A 20,011-nucleotide genomic window follows, 5' to 3' on the forward strand; every position below is an offset into this window, starting at 1 on the left:
CCTGTATCAGTGGCCAATAATCACCGACAGGGCAATGCCATTCGTCACCCTGTCGGCCGAAACTTAAAAGACCCTAAAAAGACTGAAGCAAGTCTCTATAAGATAGGATTATCGGCCGTTATCTCTTTATCTTTAGCGTTTAATCCCCCAATAAGTTGACTAAAAAACCAAAATGTAAACAAAAGTAACAAAGCAAGAAGCGTAGTCGACTAACCAAGGTCATCCGCTTACTTTTCAGCTACCAACCTAAATTGAGGTAGCGATCATGCTTGGTTCATTCCGACAGATCCGCATTAAATATACGCTAGCGTTTCTCTTCATTCCTCTCGCACTGATGGTCGTCTACATCGCCGACTATCGTCTGATCGAATCGATCAAATATCGCATGCAGGAATTTGGCGGCACCTTCAATGTCGCGATAGGCGCGGTTCTGAATGGAGACCGCGATCTTTATCAGTCCCGAGTTGCCGAACTTGAATACCTTCAAGCCCCGCCAGGATCCGAGCGGGCCGCCCAGGCTCTGTCCGACTACAAAGAAAATGCGAAACAAGCCTTGGATCGCATCACCCGCTTTCAATCGCTGATGGTCGACTATCCCGCCGTAACCGCAACGACTGAGGATTTCAGTAGCAACTACCAGAGTTGGTTGGAGGCCTCCGGACGGACGTTCCAGCTGCATGATAGTGGCAATACTCTAGCGGCCCGGACTCAACTCGAGGGAAGCTCTCTGAACGCCTTCGAAAATCTTCGCACTATCTACGATCTTGCCGGGCAGAGTGTTGCAGATGCCATCGACGAACTGGAATCAGACGCGCTCTCCCGTGCCGACGCACAGGAAGCCGTGATCCTCGGTTTCGGTATCATCGTCATGATTGCTTCGATTTCTCTCGCGCTGGGCGGCCCACTGCTAATGTCCCGTTCCCTTCGACAAATAACCGCCCGTATCAAGGAAATCTCTGAGGGAGACGGGGACTTGACCGCGCGGATCACCAGCCGACGACGTGATGAGATCGGCGACCTTGCCACCCAATTCGACATTTTCATTGCGCGCATCGACAAGTTGCTGCAAGGCGTTCGTAACAGCACGGCGTCAGTCAGCGTCGCCGCCAAGGAGATCGCCACTAGCAGCGACGACCTCGCTTCACGTACGGAGCAGTCAGCGTCGAATCTGCAGGAGACTTCCGCCTCGATGGAGCAGATTTCCGCGACGGTCAAGAATACAGCGGATTCGGCTCAACAGGCCTCCCGGCTGACGCAGGACACCGTCGACAATGCCCGGGCAGGCCAAACCACGATGCAGTCGGTGATAGCGACAATGGGCGATATACGCGATTCGTCGACACGGATCAGCGAGATCATCACGATGATCGACAGCATCGCTTTCCAGACCAATATTCTCGCCCTCAACGCTTCGGTGGAAGCGGCCCGTGCCGGCGAGCATGGTCGCGGTTTCGCCGTCGTCGCCCAGGAAGTCAGAATTCTGGCGAGCCGATCCAGCGAGGCCTCGAACGAGATACGCGCTCTGATTGACAATTCAGTGGCGCACGCACGCAACGGCGCGGAACTTGTGGATCAAGCCGGGGGCGCGATGCAGCAAATCGTCCAAAGCGTCCAGCACGTCAACGATGTCATCAACGAAATCAGCGCGGGCACCAAAGAACAGAGCATCGGTATCGGCCAGGTCAACACGGCCGTCTCCGATCTCGACAGTATGACCCAGCACAACGCGTCGATGGTCGAGCAGTCGCGAGCCGCCGCGTCGGAAATGCGCGACCAGGTCTTGCGGCTGGACGAGCTGCTGTCGAGTTTCAAGCTCAGCCAGACCACTCCGCCAACCAGCTCCAGCGCCAGACCAGCGCTACCGGTAGCAAGTCCACGTTCCAATACCGAAACCACGCCCAGGGCCACACAGGAAATCGAATGGGAATCCTTCTGAGCCTACGACGATAAGCAACATCATTACCCCCATATCCCGACCCAGTTGTGAATTATTCATCGCCACGATCGACTGTAGAGAATTTCGAAACGAGGCAATATAGCTTTCCAGTCTCCTTTGGAAGAGCGGGAAGGCAACCGAGAGAAGTGTGCTGGCGGGTAGCCCGTCTGCGACCAGCGTGCGAAAAAGACAGAATGGCCGAAGGTAACCCTCAGAATCGCCTGGACTGAAAGGATGTCGTTGGCACGCGCGACATCGGACTCTAGGCCTCTCTAGAATTCAATTCGGGCTACCCGCCCGACGGATAGAGGATGATGTCTTCGCGTCTCAGGTCAAGACAGTCATCGAAAAGACAGACCACGAATATCGGCCCGTAATCGAATCGGTAGCGGCTTCCCTTTGGCCGTCAGTTCAGCAGCGCTGCCAGCCACACTTGGGCGATAACCCCCATGCTGTAGTCAACATCCTGCTAATCAATAGACCACCAATCAGCAAACCGCAAACCGACAATAGCTCCTACCAACACGCTCATTTTCATCATTTCCTCATGTCTTTTGTCGACTATATTTCGAGTCACGTAATCCAGGCTGTAGACGTTGTGACGGTATGGCAGACTGGACCACGCGCGAATCGATATTTGGACGGCTGAGAGGATTCATGACGACATCCATGCACATCGGCGTACTGGAGGACGACCCGGATCAACAGGCCTTCATCGAGATCTGTCTCGAGGGGGCCGGCCATCGGGCGCGCATGTTTTCCCGCGCCAGCGAATTCCGTCGTGGACTGCAGCAATATCAGTTCGACATGATGATTCTCGATTGGTACCTGCCGGACGCCAGCGGCATGGATGTACTGGCTCATCTCCGATTACACGATGGCTGGAAGGGACCCGTTCTTTTCGTGACGGCCAGCCAGGAGGAAGAAACGGTCGTCAAGGCGCTGGCACTGGGTGCGGATGACTTCCTGGGAAAACCGCTGCGCCCGCGGGAACTCGTTGCAAGGGTGAACGCGTTGGCGCGTCGCATTACCACCCCCGCCCCCCGTGAGCGTCACCGACTCGGCGAGTATGAACTTCATGCGAGTCAGCGCCAGGTGTCATTGGCCGGGAGGCTGATACTGCTAACGGAGAGAGAGTACCGTCTTGTCAGCCTGCTTTTCGCTCACGCCGGAGAGCTGCTTTCACGGGCTCATCTGCTGGAGATAGTCTGGGGTCAAAAAGGAGACATCGCGACACGCACGGTCGACACTCACATCAGCCGACTGCGACGAAAGCTGGAGCTGGATGGCCGTCATGGCATCAAGCTCCAGAGCATCTACCAGCATGGGTATCGCCTCGACGTCCAGCTATCGCCGCCTTGACTTATGGGCGCCTTTATCAAATGTTTCACTCCGTGTGTTACACGATGCATTAGCGTGTCAGCGTTTCGTCATATCTTTCTGTCAGGCCTGAGTCAGCTCTTCACCGCCCGCCTCTTTGGACTTTCGCAGAATGCGACATAACCACACACCCAGCCGGCCATGATTGGCGGGAAAACCGCTTACAGGTAGAGTCTCGGTCTAACGACGGCGTCCTGGAACGGATATGACGCATTTCTGGCATCGCTGGTATCGCTCGCTGACCGCGCTCGCGCTGTTCGCCATGCTGATGGCGTTCACGGGCCCGTTGATCAGCCAGATGCAACGGTTGATGGAAATGCCGACGGGTGCCGTGGCAGGCATGCCACGCCAGGTCGACTCCAAACTTCCCCCCCATGGCGAGTCCCGGATGGTCGATACCCATATCGTCCATCATTTCGACATGACCGCGTGCGGCTATTGTGAGCTCTTCCTCCATACGCCAGGGCTCGCGCCGCCACGAGTGATGCCGCCGCTGACCCCGCCACCCGCGGGCTTTCTGACGCTGACGATCGAGACGTCGTCAGCGACCGCTCCGGTCTATCCTCGCTACGCCTCTCGAGCGCCACCCCGAACCTGAATCCATTTGTTTTCCATCGTCACCGCCCTTCTGGCCTACGGGACCATATCCTTCGGGCCTACATGGGCGGCGACATCCAGTGCACGCTCGAGACTTCGACATCGCTGCGCTGCACATCGGTTCAGGCTTGGAGTTCATTCATGGGCACCGTTTCCTCGGCGGTCGATCGCCGCGCGCTTCCCGCATGGGTCGCACTGATCACACGTCTTCATTTTTACGTCGGCCTGTTCGTCGGCCCCTTCTTGCTCGTCGCCGCACTCTCCGGCATTGCCTATGCGCTGACCCCACAGCTCGAGAGCTGGCTCTATCGCGACGCCCTGACAACGCAGAGCAATGGCGAACCTCAGCCTCTGTCACGCCAGATCGAGGCCGCCCAGTCCGCCGCCGAGCTGTCTCCTCGGCTCCCCGATGTCAGGCGACCGATTCAATCCCCGGAAGCCGGGCACTTTATTCAATCCCCCGAAGCCGGACTCGCCCAGCCCCCGGCCGCAGTTCGTCCCGCGCCGGAACCCGGAACGACGACACGGGTGATGTTCAGCGGTGAGGCCTACGGCGCCTCGGAACATCGTGCACTGTTCGTCGATCCGGTGACATTGGAGATTCGAGGCGACATGCCGGTCTACGGGACCAGCGGTGTATTACCGCTGCGCACGGCCATCGACCAGTTCCATCGTAGTCTGTTGCTGGGCGACGTCGGCCGACTCTACAGCGAGCTGGCAGCCTCCTGGCTGTGGATCGCAGCGCTAGGCGGCGGCTTCCTGTGGTGGTGGCGCCGACGTGTCAGTCGTCGAGTGGCAGGTCCGCAACGCTTACGCCAGCGTCATGCCACCCTTGGCATCATCGCGCTGATCGGTCTGCTATTTTTTTCGGCAACCGGATTGACCTGGTCCCAGTGGGCCGGCGGCAATATCGCGCAGTTGCGACATGCCTGGGGCTGGGGTACGCCGAGCGTTTCCACCGATCTGGCAGCGCCTTCCGCCTCGGCGCATAACGCGGATCCTCACGCCGCGCATCATGCCTCTAAGCAGCACGCCGGGATGGACATGACCCACGACACGGCGCTGTCGCTGGACGACTTCGACCATGCACTTCACGCAGCAAGAGCCGCCGGCATCGATGCCGACAAGATTGAGATCATGCCACCCGACTCGCCGCAAAAGGCTTGGCAGATTCGCGAGATCGGCCGCGAATGGCCGACCCAGGTCGATCAGGTCGCGTTGGACCCGCAAACATTCGCCGTTACCGATCGAACCGATTTCGCCACGTTCCCGCTGGCCGCCAAGCTGACCCGGTGGGGAATCGACATGCATATGGGTGTGCTGTTCGGGCTGGCCAATCAGCTGGTGCTGATAGCCTTCGCAACGAGCCTCGCCACCTTGATCTGTTGGGGCTACGCGATGTGGTGGCGACGGCGATCTACCGGCTCCCGCGAGGCGCAGACGCTGACCGCGATCTTCCGGCGGATGGGCCGACGATCGCGGGCCTGTGTCGTCCTCGTCGCGCTTGCCTTCGGCTATGCGCTGCCGGTGATGGGAGCCAGCTTGGCGTTGTTCGTGATCGTGGACTGGCTACGCTGGCGAGCAGGCGCTCATCAAGAAGTCGCGCAGACGGCATGAGCCAATGGTTTCAAGGCGAGCGCCCGTGTTGCGACCTGTGTTAAAACGAGTGCCTCGTCACCACCATGATGCTGCCATGACCCGTACTCACCACCCTACGCCGCGCTTCCAACTTCGCCTGGTCGCCGACAAGGAAATCGTGATTGGCCCCGGCAAGATCGAACTGTTGGAGGCGATCGAGCGGCATGGCTCGATCGCCGCGGCGTGTCGCGAGATGGATCTGAGCTACAAGAAGGCGTGGCAACTCCTCGATACCATGAATCGCCATCTGGCCGCTCCAGTGGCCAGTACCGCCAGTGGTGGTACCCAGCGTGGTGGCGCGACGCTTACCCCCCTGGGGCGGGAACTCATCGATCATTATCGTCAATTGATGGCCGATGTGACGCAGCACCCCAGCGGCCAGGCATTGTTGAAGTCGCTCTCACACGACCACGATGCCGAGTCGGGCGCGGATGCAGCCAAGGGTAACAAGACTGACTCGACATCTGTCTAAATCGTCTCTCCCCTACCTATCTCTAGCGTCTCTCTGGCACTTGTCTTCCGATATTTTTCACTGACGCGTACCGACACGAAACATTGCATGACCGTCTGACTCTCGACCGCTATGTCACCGAGGGCTATAGTGACTCCCGTTATTTCCATTTATACATAGCGAGAAACCCGTGATCGCCTCAGTTCGACTCTCTACTTTCTGTCTGCTGGTCATGGGCACGGCCCTCCCATTCGGCGCGTATGCTGCCGACGATTCTCGAGTGCGGGTTCAGGTCTATGCCGCCGCCTCGATGACCGATGCCATGAACGAGGCGATTCACGCTTATGAGTCCGGCCATGACATCGATATCGTTCCGGTCTACGCGTCCTCTTCGACGCTGGCGCGTCAGATCGCCAGCGGTGCACCAGCCGATGTCTATATCTCCGCCAATGAGCAATGGATGGATTGGCTCAGTGATCAGAACGTGCCGGTCAGCCGACGTGTGGATCTGCTTCAAAACCGACTGGTGTTGATTGCACCATGGCAAAGCGACGTCCAGGCGTTCACTCCGGGTGGCGATATCACGATCGCCTCGCAGCTCGGAGGCGATCAGCGGCTCTCTGTCGGCGAAACCAGCCATGTGCCGGCCGGCATCTACGCCAAGCAGGCACTGCAATCGATTGGCGAATGGGACGCGCTGGAGTCGCGCCTTGCCAACGGCGACAACGTGCGTGCCGCCATGGCCTTGGTCGAGCGAGCCGAAACCCCGCTGGGCATCGTCTACGAAACCGACGCCAAGGCAAGTAATCGGGTCAAGGAGGTCGGTGTGTTTCCCGACGACAGCCACGATCCCATCACGTACCCCCTCGCCGTGGTCAACCCGGAACCGAGCGATGCGACCGACGCGTTTCGGCAATGGCTGGGCGGTGATCATGCGCTGTCGATATTTTCACGTTACGGGTTCACGCCCGTCGAAGCCGACTGAGTTTCGATCCTCAGATGTTCCTCGAGGCGATAGCACTCTCCGAGACCGAATGGCAGGCCATCACTCTTAGCCTGAAAATCGCTGGCAGCGCGGTTGGGTGGATTCTGCTCCCTGGCATCGCCGTTGCCTGGCTACTGGCGCGCTACGAGTTCCGGGGAAAAGCCCTGCTCGACGGACTGCTGCACCTGCCGCTGGTGCTGCCGCCGGTGGTGGTGGGCTATCTGCTGCTACTATCGTTGGGCCGTAACGGCTGGCTGGGCCAGTGGCTGTATCAAGGCTTTGGCTTCTCGTTGCCCTTTACCTGGCAAGGCGCCGCCATCGCTGGTGGCGTAATGGCGTTTCCACTGCTGGTTCGTGCCGTCAGGCTCTCGCTCGAGGCTGTCGATCCCAAACTGGAAGCGGCCGCGGGTACGCTCGGCGCCAATCGTTGGCGCGTACTGTTGACGATCACGCTGCCACTGGCGACACCGGGATTGTTGACCGGAACGGTGCTGGCGTTTGCCCGCGCACTATCGGAATTCGGCGCCACCATCACCTTTGCGTCCAATATCCCCGGTGAGACGCGCACCTTGCCCCTGGCGCTCTATACCCTGATCCAGACACCTGGCAAGGAAGCCGCCGCCGCCCGACTCTGCGTGCTGTCGATCGTGATCGCCATGCTCTCGCTGATGGCATCTGAATGGCTGGCTCGCCGTGCCAGGCGACGTCTCGAGGAGCGTGATCGATGAAAGATGTCTCCCGCCATCACGCCTATCGTGCGAGCGACGCCGGCGCCGACAGCAACGCCCTGGACTGTCGCGTACGAAAACGACTGGGTGACTTCGACCTGGATATCTCGCTCGCGGTGCCGGCTAGCGGAGTGACTGCGGTGTTCGGCCAATCCGGTAGCGGCAAGACCAGTCTGCTGAGATTGATTGCCGGCCTCGACCGTCCGGATGCCGGGCACGTCCGACTCGGCGAGCGCTCGCTGACCGATGTCGCGAACAATATCCGGGTTCCGATTCACAAGCGCCAGCTGGGCGTGGTGTTTCAGGAAGCGCGGCTGTTCCCGCACTACCGCGTTCGCGGCAACCTGATCTACGGCATGCCATCGGCCGCACGGCCGCGTTTCGACGATCTGGTGGCCCTACTGGGTATTGGGCACCTTCTCGAGCGCCTCCCCGGGACACTCTCCGGCGGCGAGGCCCGGCGCGTCGCGATCGGCCGGGCCCTGCTGACCCAGCCACGGATGCTGTTGATGGACGAGCCGCTGACCGGACTCGATGGCGAACGCAAACAGGAGTTGTTGCGCTATCTCGTTCGCTTGACCCGTGAGATCGACATTCCGGTGATCTACGTCAGTCACGATACCGCGGAAATCGTCGCGATAGCCGATCATCTCGCGCTGGTCGAACAGGGCCGTCTGATCGCTCACGGACAACTCGACGAGCTGATGATGCGGCTCGATCTGACCGACCGGCTGGGCGGATTCGACGCTACCACACGTCTTAACGCCACGGTGGTCGATCACGACAACCGCTATTCGCTGACACGGGTTGCCCTTGGCGACGGCCAGACGCTGCGTATTCCCGCGGTCGACCAGCCCAAAGGTGCGTCGATACGTCTGCATATCGGTGTACGTGACGTCGCGCTGGCCCACACGATGCCCCGAGGCACCAGCTATCGAAACGGCCTCGAGACGACGATCGAGACGATCGAGCCCTCTCCGCAAGAACCCAGCGCCAATGAAGTACGCCTGATTTTCGGGCGCCAACGACTGCGAGCGCGTCTTACTCGCCAGGCCTGTGACGAAATGCAACTCGTGGTAGGAAAATCCGTGATCGCGCTGATTCGAAGCGTCGCATTCGATTCGCGATTTTAATTCAGAAACAGAGACTTGAAGCAGGCCGGGAAACGAGACCGGAAATTAATGTATCTCTTTGTAACGAAAGGGATTTTTAGCCCATTTCCCATTCGCTTTGTGAATCTTTTCTCGACTACAATGCGCGAGGCAGGATGCCGCTGCGGCAAGGAGGCACCTTCAAGGACGATGCGCACTCGCAAGGAGCGCGATCAGGGATAGCATCCAGGGATCGACAGCAGTGCAACAGGATGTTGCCGGCCCTCAAGGTTGAGACTCGACAGGAAGTCGAGCGCGAAGGGACTCGCTTCCGATTTTGAATCAGTGGTTATTGTCTTCGCTCTTTTGCCCCGCCATTTTTCATCCTATTTTCCTCCCCGTCCCGATGATCGTCGTCAGTTGCCGGCACGGACCGAAGGTTCGCTAGCGCGCGCCGCATCCTTTGATGATGACCTGGCACAGGAAGTCGCTGGCCGATCGAAAATCCTCGTCCCCGAGCTTTTCGCGATGCGTGATGCCGACAATCTGCGTCTCGAAGTCCGCGTAGTGCTGCGTCGCCGACCAGATCAGGAATATCAGCCAGACCGGATCCACCGGGTCCATCAGTCCACGCTCCGCCCACTGCCGGAAAACCTGAGTGCGGGCTTCCATCCATTCTTGCATGTCGCCGAAGAGCGATTCTTTCAGGAAAGGCGCCCCTTGAAGTATCTCGTTGGCGAATAGTCGTGAACTCTGGGGATGGGTCTGGCTCAGCCGCATCTTGCTGCGAATGAAGGCTTCGAGCACTTCTGCCGGGTCATCGTCGACGCTGATATCGCTCAACATCTCGTTCCACCGCCACATCGTGCGTTCCAGCAACGTGATATAGAGTCGACGCTTGCTACCGACATAATAGAGAACGTTCGACTTGGGTAGTCCGGCGGCGGCAGCGATCGCCTGAATACTAGCGCCACGATAACCATGCCGGGCAAAGATGTTCTCCGCGGCGTCGTGAATTCGCAGCTCATTGCGCTCCCGAACCGTCGCCTCAGAAAGATCGTGATTCACCACCGACTCCTTGCGTACATCAATCAGACTGAATTTCCGGGCCCCAGGGCTGACAACTCGATTCATCGAGCAAACCTCTCGAGGCTTCCGGTACCGATGCTATGCTGAATCCGAGGGGTTGTCTGCCAAAGGTCCAGTTTTCGGAGCCGGCAGAGAGCACTTGCCATGCCACTCGGAATCGAGGACGCTATCTAAAGCTGACCGATCGGTCAGGATTTTATGACGAGCGCGTCTTTTCTACTCGCGTATCGATGGCGACGGTATTGAATGGCGACTCTCACGATGACCAGACAATGATAACGACGGTTCCCCGATGATCGAATTCTTTCTCAATGGTCAACGTCAGCGTGTGGCGAGCACACCCGATACGAGCATTCTCGAGCTACTGCGCGGGCCGCTCGCCCTGCAAGGTACCAAAGAGGGTTGTGCTTCCGGTGACTGCGGCGCCTGCACCGTGGCCATCGCCCATCCGCAAGAAGGCCAATGGAAAAACCTGCCGCTGGCATACCGCACCGCCAATGCCTGCATTACGCCGGCGCACCAGCTTCAGGGCGCGCACCTGATCACCATTGAGGGACTCGCCCGGGGCGATGCGCTGCATCCGGCGCAAGCGTCGATGGTGGCCTGTCATGGCAGCCAGTGCGGCTTTTGCACCCCGGGCATCGTAATGTCGCTGTTCGCGCTGCACGAGCAGCAGCGCACGGCCGCGAGCCAACCCCTGGATGCCCATCGGCTGGAAGCGGCCCTGGGCGGCAACCTCTGTCGTTGCACCGGTTATCGCCCGATTAGGGATGCCGCCTTGAGCATGAACGACCATCCCGACACTCGCCCGCCCTGGGCCAATGATCCGACGCTCGAGAGCGAGCTTCATGGCTTGTCACAGAGCGTGGTTAGCGAGAGCGAAAACCAGGGCGGCTATCAGACCCCGACGACGTTGGCGGAGCTCATCATCGCGATGCAGCGCCATCCCGAAGCGTCGCTGGTGGCTGGTGCCACCGATCTGTGGCTCGACGTGACTCAGCGGCTAGCGCGGTTCGACACACTCATCGATCTTCGCCAGGTCGAAGAGCTCCGCCAGATCGCAGAGACCGCCGAGGGCTGGTGGATCGGCGCCGCAGTGACCTACCGCGAATGGGAACCGCTACTGGCCGAGCACTACCCGGGGTTTGCGCATCTGCTGACTCGGCTGGGATCGGCCCAGATTCGCAACCGCGCCACCGTCGGGGGCAATATTGCCAATGCCTCGCCAATTGGCGACACACCGCCGGTGCTGCTGACGCTGGATGCCAGACTGCGCCTGGCCGGCCCCGAGGGCGTGCGCGAATTGCCCCTCGAATCGTTCTTCCTGGACTACAAGAGGACCGCACTCGAGCCCGACGAATGCATCGTCGCCATCTATATGCCCAAACCCCAGCCCGATCATGAGCTGAGAGTATGGAAGCTCTCCAAGCGGCGTGAAGACGATATCTCGACACTGCTGGGCGCTTTCCGCTGGCGATTGAGAGACGGCGTTCTGACAGACGTGCGGATAGCTTACGGAGGCATGGCGGCGGTTCCGCTACGTGTCACAGCCGTCGAAGACGCGCTGGAAGGCCAGACGCCCGGCGAGGACGCCTTCGAGATCGCCAAGCAGGTGCTACGAGATTCGCTCACGCCCATGAGCGATGCCCGAGGCTCTCGCGAGTATCGCCTCACCGCCGCGATCAATTTGCTCGAACGCTGGCGGCTGACGCTGGCCAGGGCCGACTCGAACGCTCCGACGCCGGAGGTGGCTCTCGATGCGTACGCTCACTAAACGACTATTCAAGGCCTCGCGCGGCGCATCAAAAAACACCAAGGCCGGCAGTGGCGAGCCGACAGAAGCGACTGCGTCCGAAGCTTCGCTGGAATCCCGAATCGAAGGCGAGTTATCGGACACGGGACAGGAACTCGGCCGTCTCGAAGGCGACGAACCGGTCGCACGCGATACGGTTAAGCCGTCCCCTGGGCCAAATGGCTCCCGACATGCGCAGGCCCACGAAAGCGGCATCAAGCATGTCACCGGGCGCGCCCGCTATATCGACGACCTGCCTGCGCCATACGGCACGCTGCATGCCATGGTGGGGCTTAGCGACGTGGCCCACGGCCGCGTGACGCGGCTCGACCTGAGCAAGGTTCTGGAGATGCCTGGCGTCGTCGACGTGATCACCGCACAGCATATCCCCGGGCATCGCGATATCGGCCCGGTGTTCCCCGGCGATCCGATGTTCGCGGATGAGACAGTGAGCTACGTCGGGCAACCGCTGTTCGCCGTGGCCGCCAATAGTTATGCGGAAGCACGTCGCGCCATCCTAGCGGCCGTCGTCGAGATCGAGCCGCTCTTGCCCAGATTCGATCCGATTGCCGCCGCCGCTGCCGGCGAATTCGTGCGCCCGACTCACGTTCAGGTCAGCGGTGATTGGCAGCAGGCGCTGGAGGGTGCCTCACACGTGCTCGAAGCCGAGCAGTTCGTCGGTGGTCAGGAACATTTCTATCTCGAGGGCCAGGCCTGTCTGGTCATACCCAGCGAGGACGAAGGCGTCATCGTCTATACCTCCAATCAGCATCCCAGCGAGACCCAAAAGCTGGTCGCTGAAGTGCTCGATATTCCGTTCCATGCGGTAACGGTGGAAAATCGGCGCATGGGCGGCGGTTTCGGCGGCAAGGAAACCCAGGCAGCGCCCTGGGCGTGCATGGCAGCCCTGTTGGCACGCCGGACCGGACGAGCAATACGCCTACGCCTGCCGCGCGCCGAAGACACACGCGCCACCGGCAAAAGGCATCCGTTTCACAATCGTTATCGTCTGGGTTTCGACAATGACGGCGTGATCGTCGGCGGCGACATTACGTTGATCGGCGACTGTGGGCATTCGCCGGACCTATCGGAAGCGGTGGTCGATCGCGCCATGTTTCATGCCGATAACGCCTACTCGCTAGGCGCGGCTAGGGTGACGGGGCATCGAGCCCGCACCCATACTGCTTCAAATACCGCCTTTCGCGGCTTCGGTGGCCCCCAGGGGATGATGATCGTCGAGCTGGCGATGGACGATATCGCCCGCCATGTTGGCGAAGACCCGTTGACCGTTCGCAAACGCAATCTCTATCGCCAAGGGCGCGATACCACGCACTATGGTCAGCATGTCGACCAGCACCCGTTGATGGTAGAAATCATCGCGCGTCTGGAACGTAGCAGTAATTACTGGCAGCGACGAGACGAGATCCGTGAGTTCAACCGTCAGAGCGCCATCATCAAGCGCGGCCTGGCGCTGACGCCGGTCAAGTTCGGCATTTCGTTCACCGCCAAGCATCTCAACCAGGCCGGTGCCCTGCTCCACGTCTACACTGACGGCAGCGTGATGATCAATCACGGCGGCACCGAAATGGGACAGGGGCTGCATACCAAGGTGTGTCAGGTCATCGCCCGTGAGCTCGGCATCGATTTCGAATCGGTACGGATCAGCGCTACCCGTACCGATAAGGTGCCCAACACCTCGCCCACCGCGGCTTCCAGCGGCGCCGATCTGAACGGCATGGCCGCTCGCGATGCTGCCAGCCAGATCCGCCAGCGTCTATTCGACTTCGCCGCCGAGCATTTTTTCCAAGGTCAGCAATCGGGTGGCGGAGACATGCGGCTGGAAGACGGTGAGCTGATTGCCGGCCACGCCGAGGGCGAACGCCGTATCGCCTGGGGTGATCTGGTACAAGCCGCCTATCTCGGCCGGGTCTCGCTATCGGCGACCGGCTTCTATTCCACGCCGCTGATTCACTACGACCGTGATCGCGGGCAGGGGCGGCCATTCTATTACTTCGCCTACGGCGCGTCGGTCAGCGAGGTCAGTGTCGATACGCTGAGCGGCGAGTACCGGGTCGAGCGCGTCGATATCCTTCATGACGTCGGCGACTCGCTCAACCCGGCGATCGATTTGGGCCAGGTCGAAGGCGGTTTCATCCAGGGCCTGGGCTGGCTGACCAGCGAGGAGCTGAAGTGGAACGATGACGGCCGCCTGCTCACCGACGGCCCCGCCACCTACAAGATCCCGACCTTCGGCGATCTGCCACCGATCTTCAATGTCGAACTGCTCGAGGGACATCCCAACTCCCAGGCCAGCATCTATCGCTCCAAGGCGGTGGGCGAGCCGCCGTTCATGCTCGGCATTTCCGTGTGGTCGGCACTGCGCGACGCGCTATCGAGTCTCACCGACTATCGCGTCAGCCCGACACTGGATACTCCGGCCACGCCGGAACGAGTGCTGATGGCCGCCGAAGCATTGCGCGTCGGAGAGTGGAACGCCAGAAAGTCGAGCGCCGGAGCGTCACGATGAGCACTTGCGACTCTATCGAAGTCCTGGCCGGCCGCGAAAGCTGGCATGCCGCGCTTCATCGACTGCAGGAGAGCGCGACGCCCCACGTGTTGGCCAGCGTGGTCGGCGCTGCCGGCTCGACCCCGCGCGAGCCCGGCGCCAAGCTGATCGTCACTGTGAGGGAGGTCGTCGATACTCTGGGCGGCGGGCACTTCGAGCAGCAGGTGATCGAGACGGCCCGCCAGCATCTGGCGGCACCCCCTGTGTCGTCAAATACCTACCTCGAGGCGTTTCCGCTGGGTGGTCGCTCCGGCCAGTGTTGCGGCGGCTTCGTCCACGTGCTGCTCGAAGTGTTCTCCGGTGCCGAAGGCCACCTGACGCTATTCGGTGCGGGGCATGTCGGTCGGGCGCTGGTCGAGCTACTCGCGCCGTTACCCTGGCGCATCGACTGGTACGACAGCCGGCCCGAGGCATTTCCTGGCCTGAACGATCGCTCGGGCGATCGTGAGGATCATCACGAGAGCTACCCTGCCCGCATTCAACCGATGGCTTTGACGCCAGACGCCGAGGGCATTGATCGCGCCGTGGCGGCGATTCCGACAGAGAGTCACGTGCTGGTGATGACCCATGACCATGCGCAGGACCGCGCGCTGATCGCGGCGTTGCTATCTCCTCAACATTCGGGGCGCGAGGATTCGAAGACCATCGGCCTGATCGGTTCGAAGAGCAAATGGGCCGGCTTCCGCTCCCGCCTGGCCGCCGCCGGGTTCGATGACGCTGCGCTGGCCCGGGTTCGTTGCCCGATTGGCCTGGGTACGACTGAGTCCAAACGCCCGCACGAGATCGCGATCAGCGTTGCCGCCGAGTTGCTTGTCCAGCAGCAACCTTCGAGCAAACCGGCACAGCGTGGCGCCGCGCCGGAGACCCTACGCAACGTCTTTTCCTCCTCCGAACCTGTCGAGAGCGCCTCATTCGTCAACGATCCCGCTAGAGAGTGACCATGAATACTCACCAACGCCTGCTTCGCGGCCCCCTGTTCACCTGCCTCGACGACCCCGGCGAAGAAGCCACGCCGCTAGCCGGCACCATGCGGTATCTGGAGGACGGTGCAATCTGGATCGTCGACGGGCATATTCAGGCTGTCGAGCCTTTCGATGCCCTGCTCGACCAGCTGCCGCCCGGGATCGAGATCGTCGATTACCGCGACAAGTTGATGATGCCGGGCTTCATCGATAGCCATGTGCACTACGTTCAGCTCGACATCATGGCGTCCTACGGCCGCGAACTGCTCGACTGGCTCAACGACTACACCTTTCCCGCCGAATGCCGGTTTGCCGATGCTGCTTATGCCCAGGCCGGTGCCGAGCGCTTCCTGGACGAGATGCTGCGCGTCGGTACTACCACCGCCCAGGTGTTCTGCTCCTCGCACCCGGTCTCGGTCGACAGCTTCTTCAGTGCCGCTCACCGCCGCCAGCTACGCATGATCGCCGGCAAGGTACTGATGGACCGGAACGCGCCGGATGTCCTGACCGACGATACGCTGGGCGGCGTACGCGACAGCGAACGTCTGATCGCCGATTGGCACGGCCGCGGTCGTCTCGGTTACACCCTGACGCCGCGTTTCGCGCCGACCTCCACCCGTGAACAGCTCGACGCCGTGGGCGGCGTGTTGAATAACGCCCCCGACCTCTATCTGCAGACCCATCTGTCGGAGAATCGCAGCGAAGTCGCGTGGGTCGCGGAACTGTTCCCCGAAAGCCGGGACTATCTCGACGTCTACGAGCGCTACGGTCTGGTCGGTCCACGCAGCACCTTCGCCCATGGCATTCATCTGAATGGCGATCAACGTCATCGTTTGGCTCAGCGTGGCGCCAATATCGCCTTCTGTCCGACATCGAATCTGTTTCTGGGGAGCGGGCTGATGGACCGTCTGGCGTGTCGTGATGCGGGTCTGACCACATCGCTGGCCAGCGATGTCGGCGGCGGCACCTCACTCTCCGGCCTCGGCACGCTACAAGGTGCCTACCAGGTCGGCGCGCTACTCGGCCAGGCGTTGACCGGATGGCAAGGTTTTTACCGTCTCACGCTCGGCAACGCGCGGGCTTTGCACCTGGCCGACAGAATCGGCAGCCTTCAGTCGGGTTTCGAAGCGGATATCGTCGTTCTCGATCCGAACGCGACCCCGCTGATGGCACGCCGCCTGTCCCAGACCTCGATATTGGCGGAGCGCCTGTTCGCAATGATGATGCTGGGCGATGACCGCACGGTGGCGGCAACCTGGGCTAACGGTCGCCGGGTTCACGACCGTGACGCGGCACCGTGACCGCTTCGTGACGATGATGGGACGAGCTTATCCGTTGGCCGTCTCCGGCAACGGATAGCGGCGGCTCGATGGACCGGCCTTGATCACCTGACCCGGCACTTCATGGCCGATCATTCCCGGTAACAGCTCGGCGGCAGCGAGCAGGCGTTCGAGATCCACACCGGTATCGACACCCATCTGCTCGAACATGTGGACCAGGTCCTCTGTGCAGACGTTGCCGGTCGCTCCCGGGGCGAAGGGACAGCCGCCCAGGCCACCCAACGAGGCATCGAATCGGGTGATGCCGTGCTGCCATGCTACCAGCGCGTTGGCCAGCCCCATCCCGCGCGTGTTGTGCACATGGAGCGTTACCGGCAACCACGGCCATCGGCTCAATGTTTCTCGGCAGAGATCCGCGACCTGGCGCGGGTTGGCCATGCCGGTGGTGTCGCACAGCGAAATCCCCTGCACGCCCAGTGCCAACAGCTTCTCGGTAATCCAGAGCACCCGCTTGAAGGGAACGTCACCCTCGAACGGGCAACCAAATGCCGTCGAGATCGAGGCGTTGACGAATACGCCACTCCCCTTGGTGATCTCGAGAATATGGGCGAAGCGTTCGAGCGACTGCTCCGCCGTCATGCGCAGATTGGCACGACCATGGCTGTCGCTGGCGGACAGCACCAGATTGATCTCGTCAACGCCGCAGGCCAAGGCACGCTCGGCGCCCTTCTCGTTGGGCACCAACACGACATAGTCGACACCGGCGACCCGTTCGATGCCATGCATGACCTCCTCGGCATCTCGCAGGTTGGGAATCGCCTTGGGCGAGGTAAATGACGTCGTCTCGATCTTCGCCAGGCCAGTGCGGGACAGCGCATCGATCAGCCGAATTTTCTCCTCCGTCGGCACGAATCGCGATTCGATCTGCAGACCGTCTCGTGGTGCGACATCATTGATGGTGACGCGGGACCGCTTTGTGGTCCGATTCACCGAGTCGATTATCTGATCAGCCATCAGATCACTCCTCTTTCGTGCATTTTGGCTTGGGTCTCACGGTCAATGCCCAACTCGTCGAGCACATCCTGCGTATGCTGACCCAGCGCCGGCCCGCCACCTTCGACCCGCCCCGGCGTGCGACTCAGCTTTGGCAAAACGCCGGGCACCTTGAGCGATTCGCCATTGCCTAGCCGAATCGTTTCGATCATCTCCCGTGCCAGATAGTGCGGATCGGCGACGATGTCCTTGGCCGTGTACGGATAACCGACCGGAACGTGTGCGCCCTCCAGCACGTCGAGTACGTAGTCGCGCTCATGCTGGCGGGTCCAGTCCGCGATGGCGCCGTCTATCAGTTCGGCATGACGGCTGCGGCCATCGTTGTGGGCAAAACGTGGATCATCGGCGAGATCCTGGCGTCCGATCGCTAGCATCAAGCGTTTGAAGATACTGTCGCCGTTACCGGCAATCAGCACGTACTCGCCACCCGTGCTTTCACCGTCCGCGCTATTGTTACCAGCACAGGGATAGGCATTGGAAGGCGTGATGCCGGGCAGAGCACTGCCGCTGGGCTCACGGATGACCTCGGCACCGTCGTACTCGGGGATCAGGCTCTCCATCATCGCGAATACCGACTCGTAGAGCGCAACATCGATATACTGCCCTTGGCCGCTGCGATGACGCTCCTGCAACGCCAGTAATGCACCGATCACGCCGTATAGCGCGGACAGGGAATCGCCGATGCTGATGCCAACGCGCACGGAGGGCTGATCCGGATGGCCGGACAGATACCGCAGACCGCCCATCGCCTCGCCGATCACCCCGAAACCGGGCCGGTCACGATAAGGGCCGGTCTGGCCGTAGCCGGAAATGCGTACCATGATCAGCTTTGGGTTGCGCTCGCTCAGCGTTTCCCAACCCAAGCCCCACTTCTCGAGCGTACCCGGACGAAAGTTTTCGACGACGATATCCGCTTCATCGACGAGACGTCGCACGACATCCTGGCCTTCCTCGGAGCGCAGATCGAGCGCCAGCGAGCGCTTGTTGCGGGTCTGGACGTGCCACCACAGAGAGGTGTCGTCCTTCAGCACGCGCCATTTACGCAGCGGATCGCCCGTTCCTGGCGGCTCGATCTTGATCACGTCCGCCCCGAACTCGCCCAGCAATTTGCTGGCGAAAGGTCCGGCGATCAATTGCCCCAGCTCCACCACCTTGAGCCCTGCTAGCGCTTGCGCGTTGTCACCGGCCGCCATGTCGCTCTCCTCTGTGACCTTCATACAACTCCAATTGTTTAGAACCGCCGCCAACGATGTCGGCTATCGATAAGTAGAGGTTGGCCCAGCATGCCGGAGGCCACAATTAGGCGATCGTCAAGCTAGGCTTCGTCAATGGCGAACGCTAAAGTGGGAAGTCAAATCGCTGCAAGCAGATGCTCTCGTCATGAAAAGACTCGACTTCGTCACTCTCAAGCTGTTCGTCGCCATTGCCGACTCGCGAAGCCTGACGCGCGCGGCCGAGCGGGAGCATCTGGCACTGGCGGCCGTCAGCAAACGAATCAGCGATCTCGAGACCCAACTATCGACGACCCTACTCTATCGCCGACCTCGCGGCGTCGAGCTGACACCTGCCGGCCACGCGCTTCTTCATCACGCCCGCCACATGCTCGATAGCCTGGATCATCTCAACGCCGATCTCAGCGAGTACAGCGTGGGGGTCCGGGGTCACGTCAGGCTGCATGCGAACACTTCGGCCGTGATCGAGTTTCTCCCCGACGATCTGAGCGACTTCACCTGGCGTTACCCGCAGATCCGCATCGACATGCAGGAACGCTTGAGCCACGAAATCATTGCGGCTGTTCGCGATGGCCTGACCGACATCGGCATCTTTTCGGCCCATATTCCCGCCGAAGGTCTCTCGATTCATGCCTATCGCCGGGATCGGCTGGTACTGGTCACTGCCCGCGATCATCCGCTGGCCAGCCGTGAAAGTCTGGCCTTTGCCGATACCCTGGACTACGACTTCATCGGCCTGGAACAGGACTCTTCGCTCCATGCCCTGATGCAGCAGGATTCGCAGCGGCTGGCGCGGCCGCTGCGAATGCGCATACAGGTACGCAGCTTCGAAGGCATCTGCCGAATGATCGATCGCGGAATGGGGATCGGCATTCTTCCCGCCCGCGCAGTGGCTTCCTACCGCGAGAGCCTGGCGCTGGCGACCGTCCCGTTGATCGACGAATGGGCGGAGCGTGAACTGGTCATCGGCGTTCGCGATCTGGAAGCGTTACCCCTGATCGCACGGCAGATGGTCGAACACCTGGCAAGCGCGAGCGCACGAGACGCGGATACCGAAACTACTGCAGAGCTGACGAATGATTCTGCAGCGCTCACAAACGTTACGACGAAGGTGTAAAGCCTTCGGAAAACACGAAGGCTTGCTTGTTCAAATATCAATATCTCCTCATCGCGCCGCTCGCTACAGTCCTCTTCAGCTACAACGCTGTGCCATAGGCTCCGAATGGAGCAA

The 20,011-nt window shown here is 60.7% G+C and carries 16 protein-coding genes; 13 read left to right on the forward strand and 3 right to left on the reverse strand.

The window, feature by feature from the left end; genetic code table 11:
* The first annotated feature begins 334 nt into the window (after window positions 1-334).
* From DOM27_RS11910 to modC, 8 genes are all read left to right on the forward strand, one after another.
* Window positions 335-1,936, forward strand: a complete 1,602-nt coding sequence (locus tag DOM27_RS11910; protein ID WP_245392688.1) for a methyl-accepting chemotaxis protein — start codon at window positions 335-337, stop codon at window positions 1,934-1,936.
* Between the two features lie 669 nt (window positions 1,937-2,605).
* Window positions 2,606-3,298: a response regulator transcription factor gene (locus DOM27_RS11915; protein WP_110656181.1), complete on the forward strand. Its 693-nt coding sequence runs from the start codon at window positions 2,606-2,608 to the stop codon at window positions 3,296-3,298.
* A gap of 223 nt (window positions 3,299-3,521) precedes the next feature.
* Window positions 3,522-3,914: a DUF2946 domain-containing protein gene (locus DOM27_RS11920; RefSeq protein ID WP_110656182.1), complete on the forward strand. Its 393-nt coding sequence runs from the start codon at window positions 3,522-3,524 to the stop codon at window positions 3,912-3,914.
* A 140-nt stretch (window positions 3,915-4,054) separates the two neighbouring features.
* Window positions 4,055-5,530: a PepSY-associated TM helix domain-containing protein gene (locus DOM27_RS11925; protein ID WP_110656183.1), complete on the forward strand. Its 1,476-nt coding sequence runs from the start codon at window positions 4,055-4,057 to the stop codon at window positions 5,528-5,530.
* A gap of 76 nt (window positions 5,531-5,606) precedes the next feature.
* On the forward strand, window positions 5,607-6,023 hold the full coding sequence (locus tag DOM27_RS11930; protein ID WP_110656184.1) for a winged helix-turn-helix domain-containing protein: 417 nt from the start codon (window positions 5,607-5,609) through the stop codon (window positions 6,021-6,023).
* A gap of 169 nt (window positions 6,024-6,192) precedes the next feature.
* Window positions 6,193-6,987 (forward strand): molybdate ABC transporter substrate-binding protein, encoded by a 795-nt coding sequence (gene modA, locus DOM27_RS11935; protein ID WP_245392690.1) that lies wholly within the window; start codon window positions 6,193-6,195, stop codon window positions 6,985-6,987.
* A gap of 14 nt (window positions 6,988-7,001) precedes the next feature.
* The gene (gene modB, locus DOM27_RS11940) at window positions 7,002-7,715 is read left to right on the forward strand and encodes a molybdate ABC transporter permease subunit (RefSeq protein WP_110656185.1); all 714 of its coding nucleotides are present in this window, start codon (window positions 7,002-7,004) and stop codon (window positions 7,713-7,715) included.
* Window positions 7,712-8,848 carry a molybdenum ABC transporter ATP-binding protein gene (modC, locus tag DOM27_RS11945; protein WP_110656186.1) on the forward strand — a complete coding sequence of 379 codons (1,137 nt, stop codon included), beginning with the start codon at window positions 7,712-7,714 and terminating at the stop codon, window positions 8,846-8,848. The genes modB and modC overlap by 4 nt, the downstream gene beginning before the upstream one ends.
* 402 nt (window positions 8,849-9,250) lie before the next feature.
* Here modC and DOM27_RS11950 read toward each other — a convergent pair whose 3' ends face one another.
* Window positions 9,251-9,874, reverse strand: coding sequence for a TetR family transcriptional regulator C-terminal domain-containing protein (locus DOM27_RS11950; protein WP_245392691.1), 624 nt, complete (start codon window positions 9,872-9,874; stop codon window positions 9,251-9,253).
* A 313-nt stretch (window positions 9,875-10,187) separates the two neighbouring features.
* Between DOM27_RS11950 and xdhA the strand changes: the two genes are divergently transcribed.
* Genes xdhA through guaD form a run of 4 tightly spaced genes read left to right on the forward strand, consistent with a single transcriptional unit; the run spans window position 10,188 to window position 16,516 of the window.
* Window positions 10,188-11,669: a xanthine dehydrogenase small subunit gene (gene xdhA / locus DOM27_RS11955; protein WP_110656188.1), complete on the forward strand. Its 1,482-nt coding sequence runs from the start codon at window positions 10,188-10,190 to the stop codon at window positions 11,667-11,669.
* The gene (gene xdhB, locus DOM27_RS11960; RefSeq protein ID WP_110656189.1) at window positions 11,653-14,214 is read left to right on the forward strand and encodes a xanthine dehydrogenase molybdopterin binding subunit; all 2,562 of its coding nucleotides are present in this window, start codon (window positions 11,653-11,655) and stop codon (window positions 14,212-14,214) included. Before xdhA ends, xdhB begins: the two co-directional genes overlap by 17 nt.
* Complete coding sequence (gene xdhC / locus DOM27_RS11965) at window positions 14,211-15,191, forward strand: xanthine dehydrogenase accessory protein XdhC (RefSeq protein WP_110656190.1); 981 nt, start codon at window positions 14,211-14,213, stop codon at window positions 15,189-15,191. The genes xdhB and xdhC overlap by 4 nt, the downstream gene beginning before the upstream one ends.
* Window positions 15,192-15,193: 2 nt before the next feature.
* Complete coding sequence (gene guaD, locus DOM27_RS11970) at window positions 15,194-16,516, forward strand: guanine deaminase (RefSeq protein ID WP_110656191.1); 1,323 nt, start codon at window positions 15,194-15,196, stop codon at window positions 16,514-16,516.
* 27 nt (window positions 16,517-16,543) lie between these two features.
* On the opposite strand, the gene DOM27_RS11975 is transcribed toward guaD, so the two are convergent.
* Window positions 16,544-17,509, reverse strand: a complete 966-nt coding sequence (locus DOM27_RS11975) for a hydroxymethylglutaryl-CoA lyase (RefSeq protein WP_110656192.1) — start codon at window positions 17,507-17,509, stop codon at window positions 16,544-16,546.
* A complete protein-coding gene (locus DOM27_RS11980; RefSeq protein ID WP_245392692.1) occupies window positions 17,509-18,765 on the reverse strand; it encodes a CaiB/BaiF CoA transferase family protein in 1,257 nt (418 codons plus the stop codon). Before DOM27_RS11980 ends, DOM27_RS11975 begins: the two co-directional genes overlap by 1 nt.
* Before the next feature lie 163 nt (window positions 18,766-18,928).
* Between DOM27_RS11980 and DOM27_RS11985 the strand changes: the two genes are divergently transcribed.
* A complete protein-coding gene (locus DOM27_RS11985; RefSeq protein ID WP_110656194.1) occupies window positions 18,929-19,897 on the forward strand; it encodes a LysR family transcriptional regulator in 969 nt (322 codons plus the stop codon).
* Window positions 19,898-20,011 lie beyond the last annotated feature (114 nt).

The sequence above is a fragment of the Salinicola halimionae genome (assembly GCF_003206065.1).
Classification (GTDB): Bacteria; Pseudomonadota; Gammaproteobacteria; order Pseudomonadales; family Halomonadaceae; genus Salinicola; species Salinicola halimionae.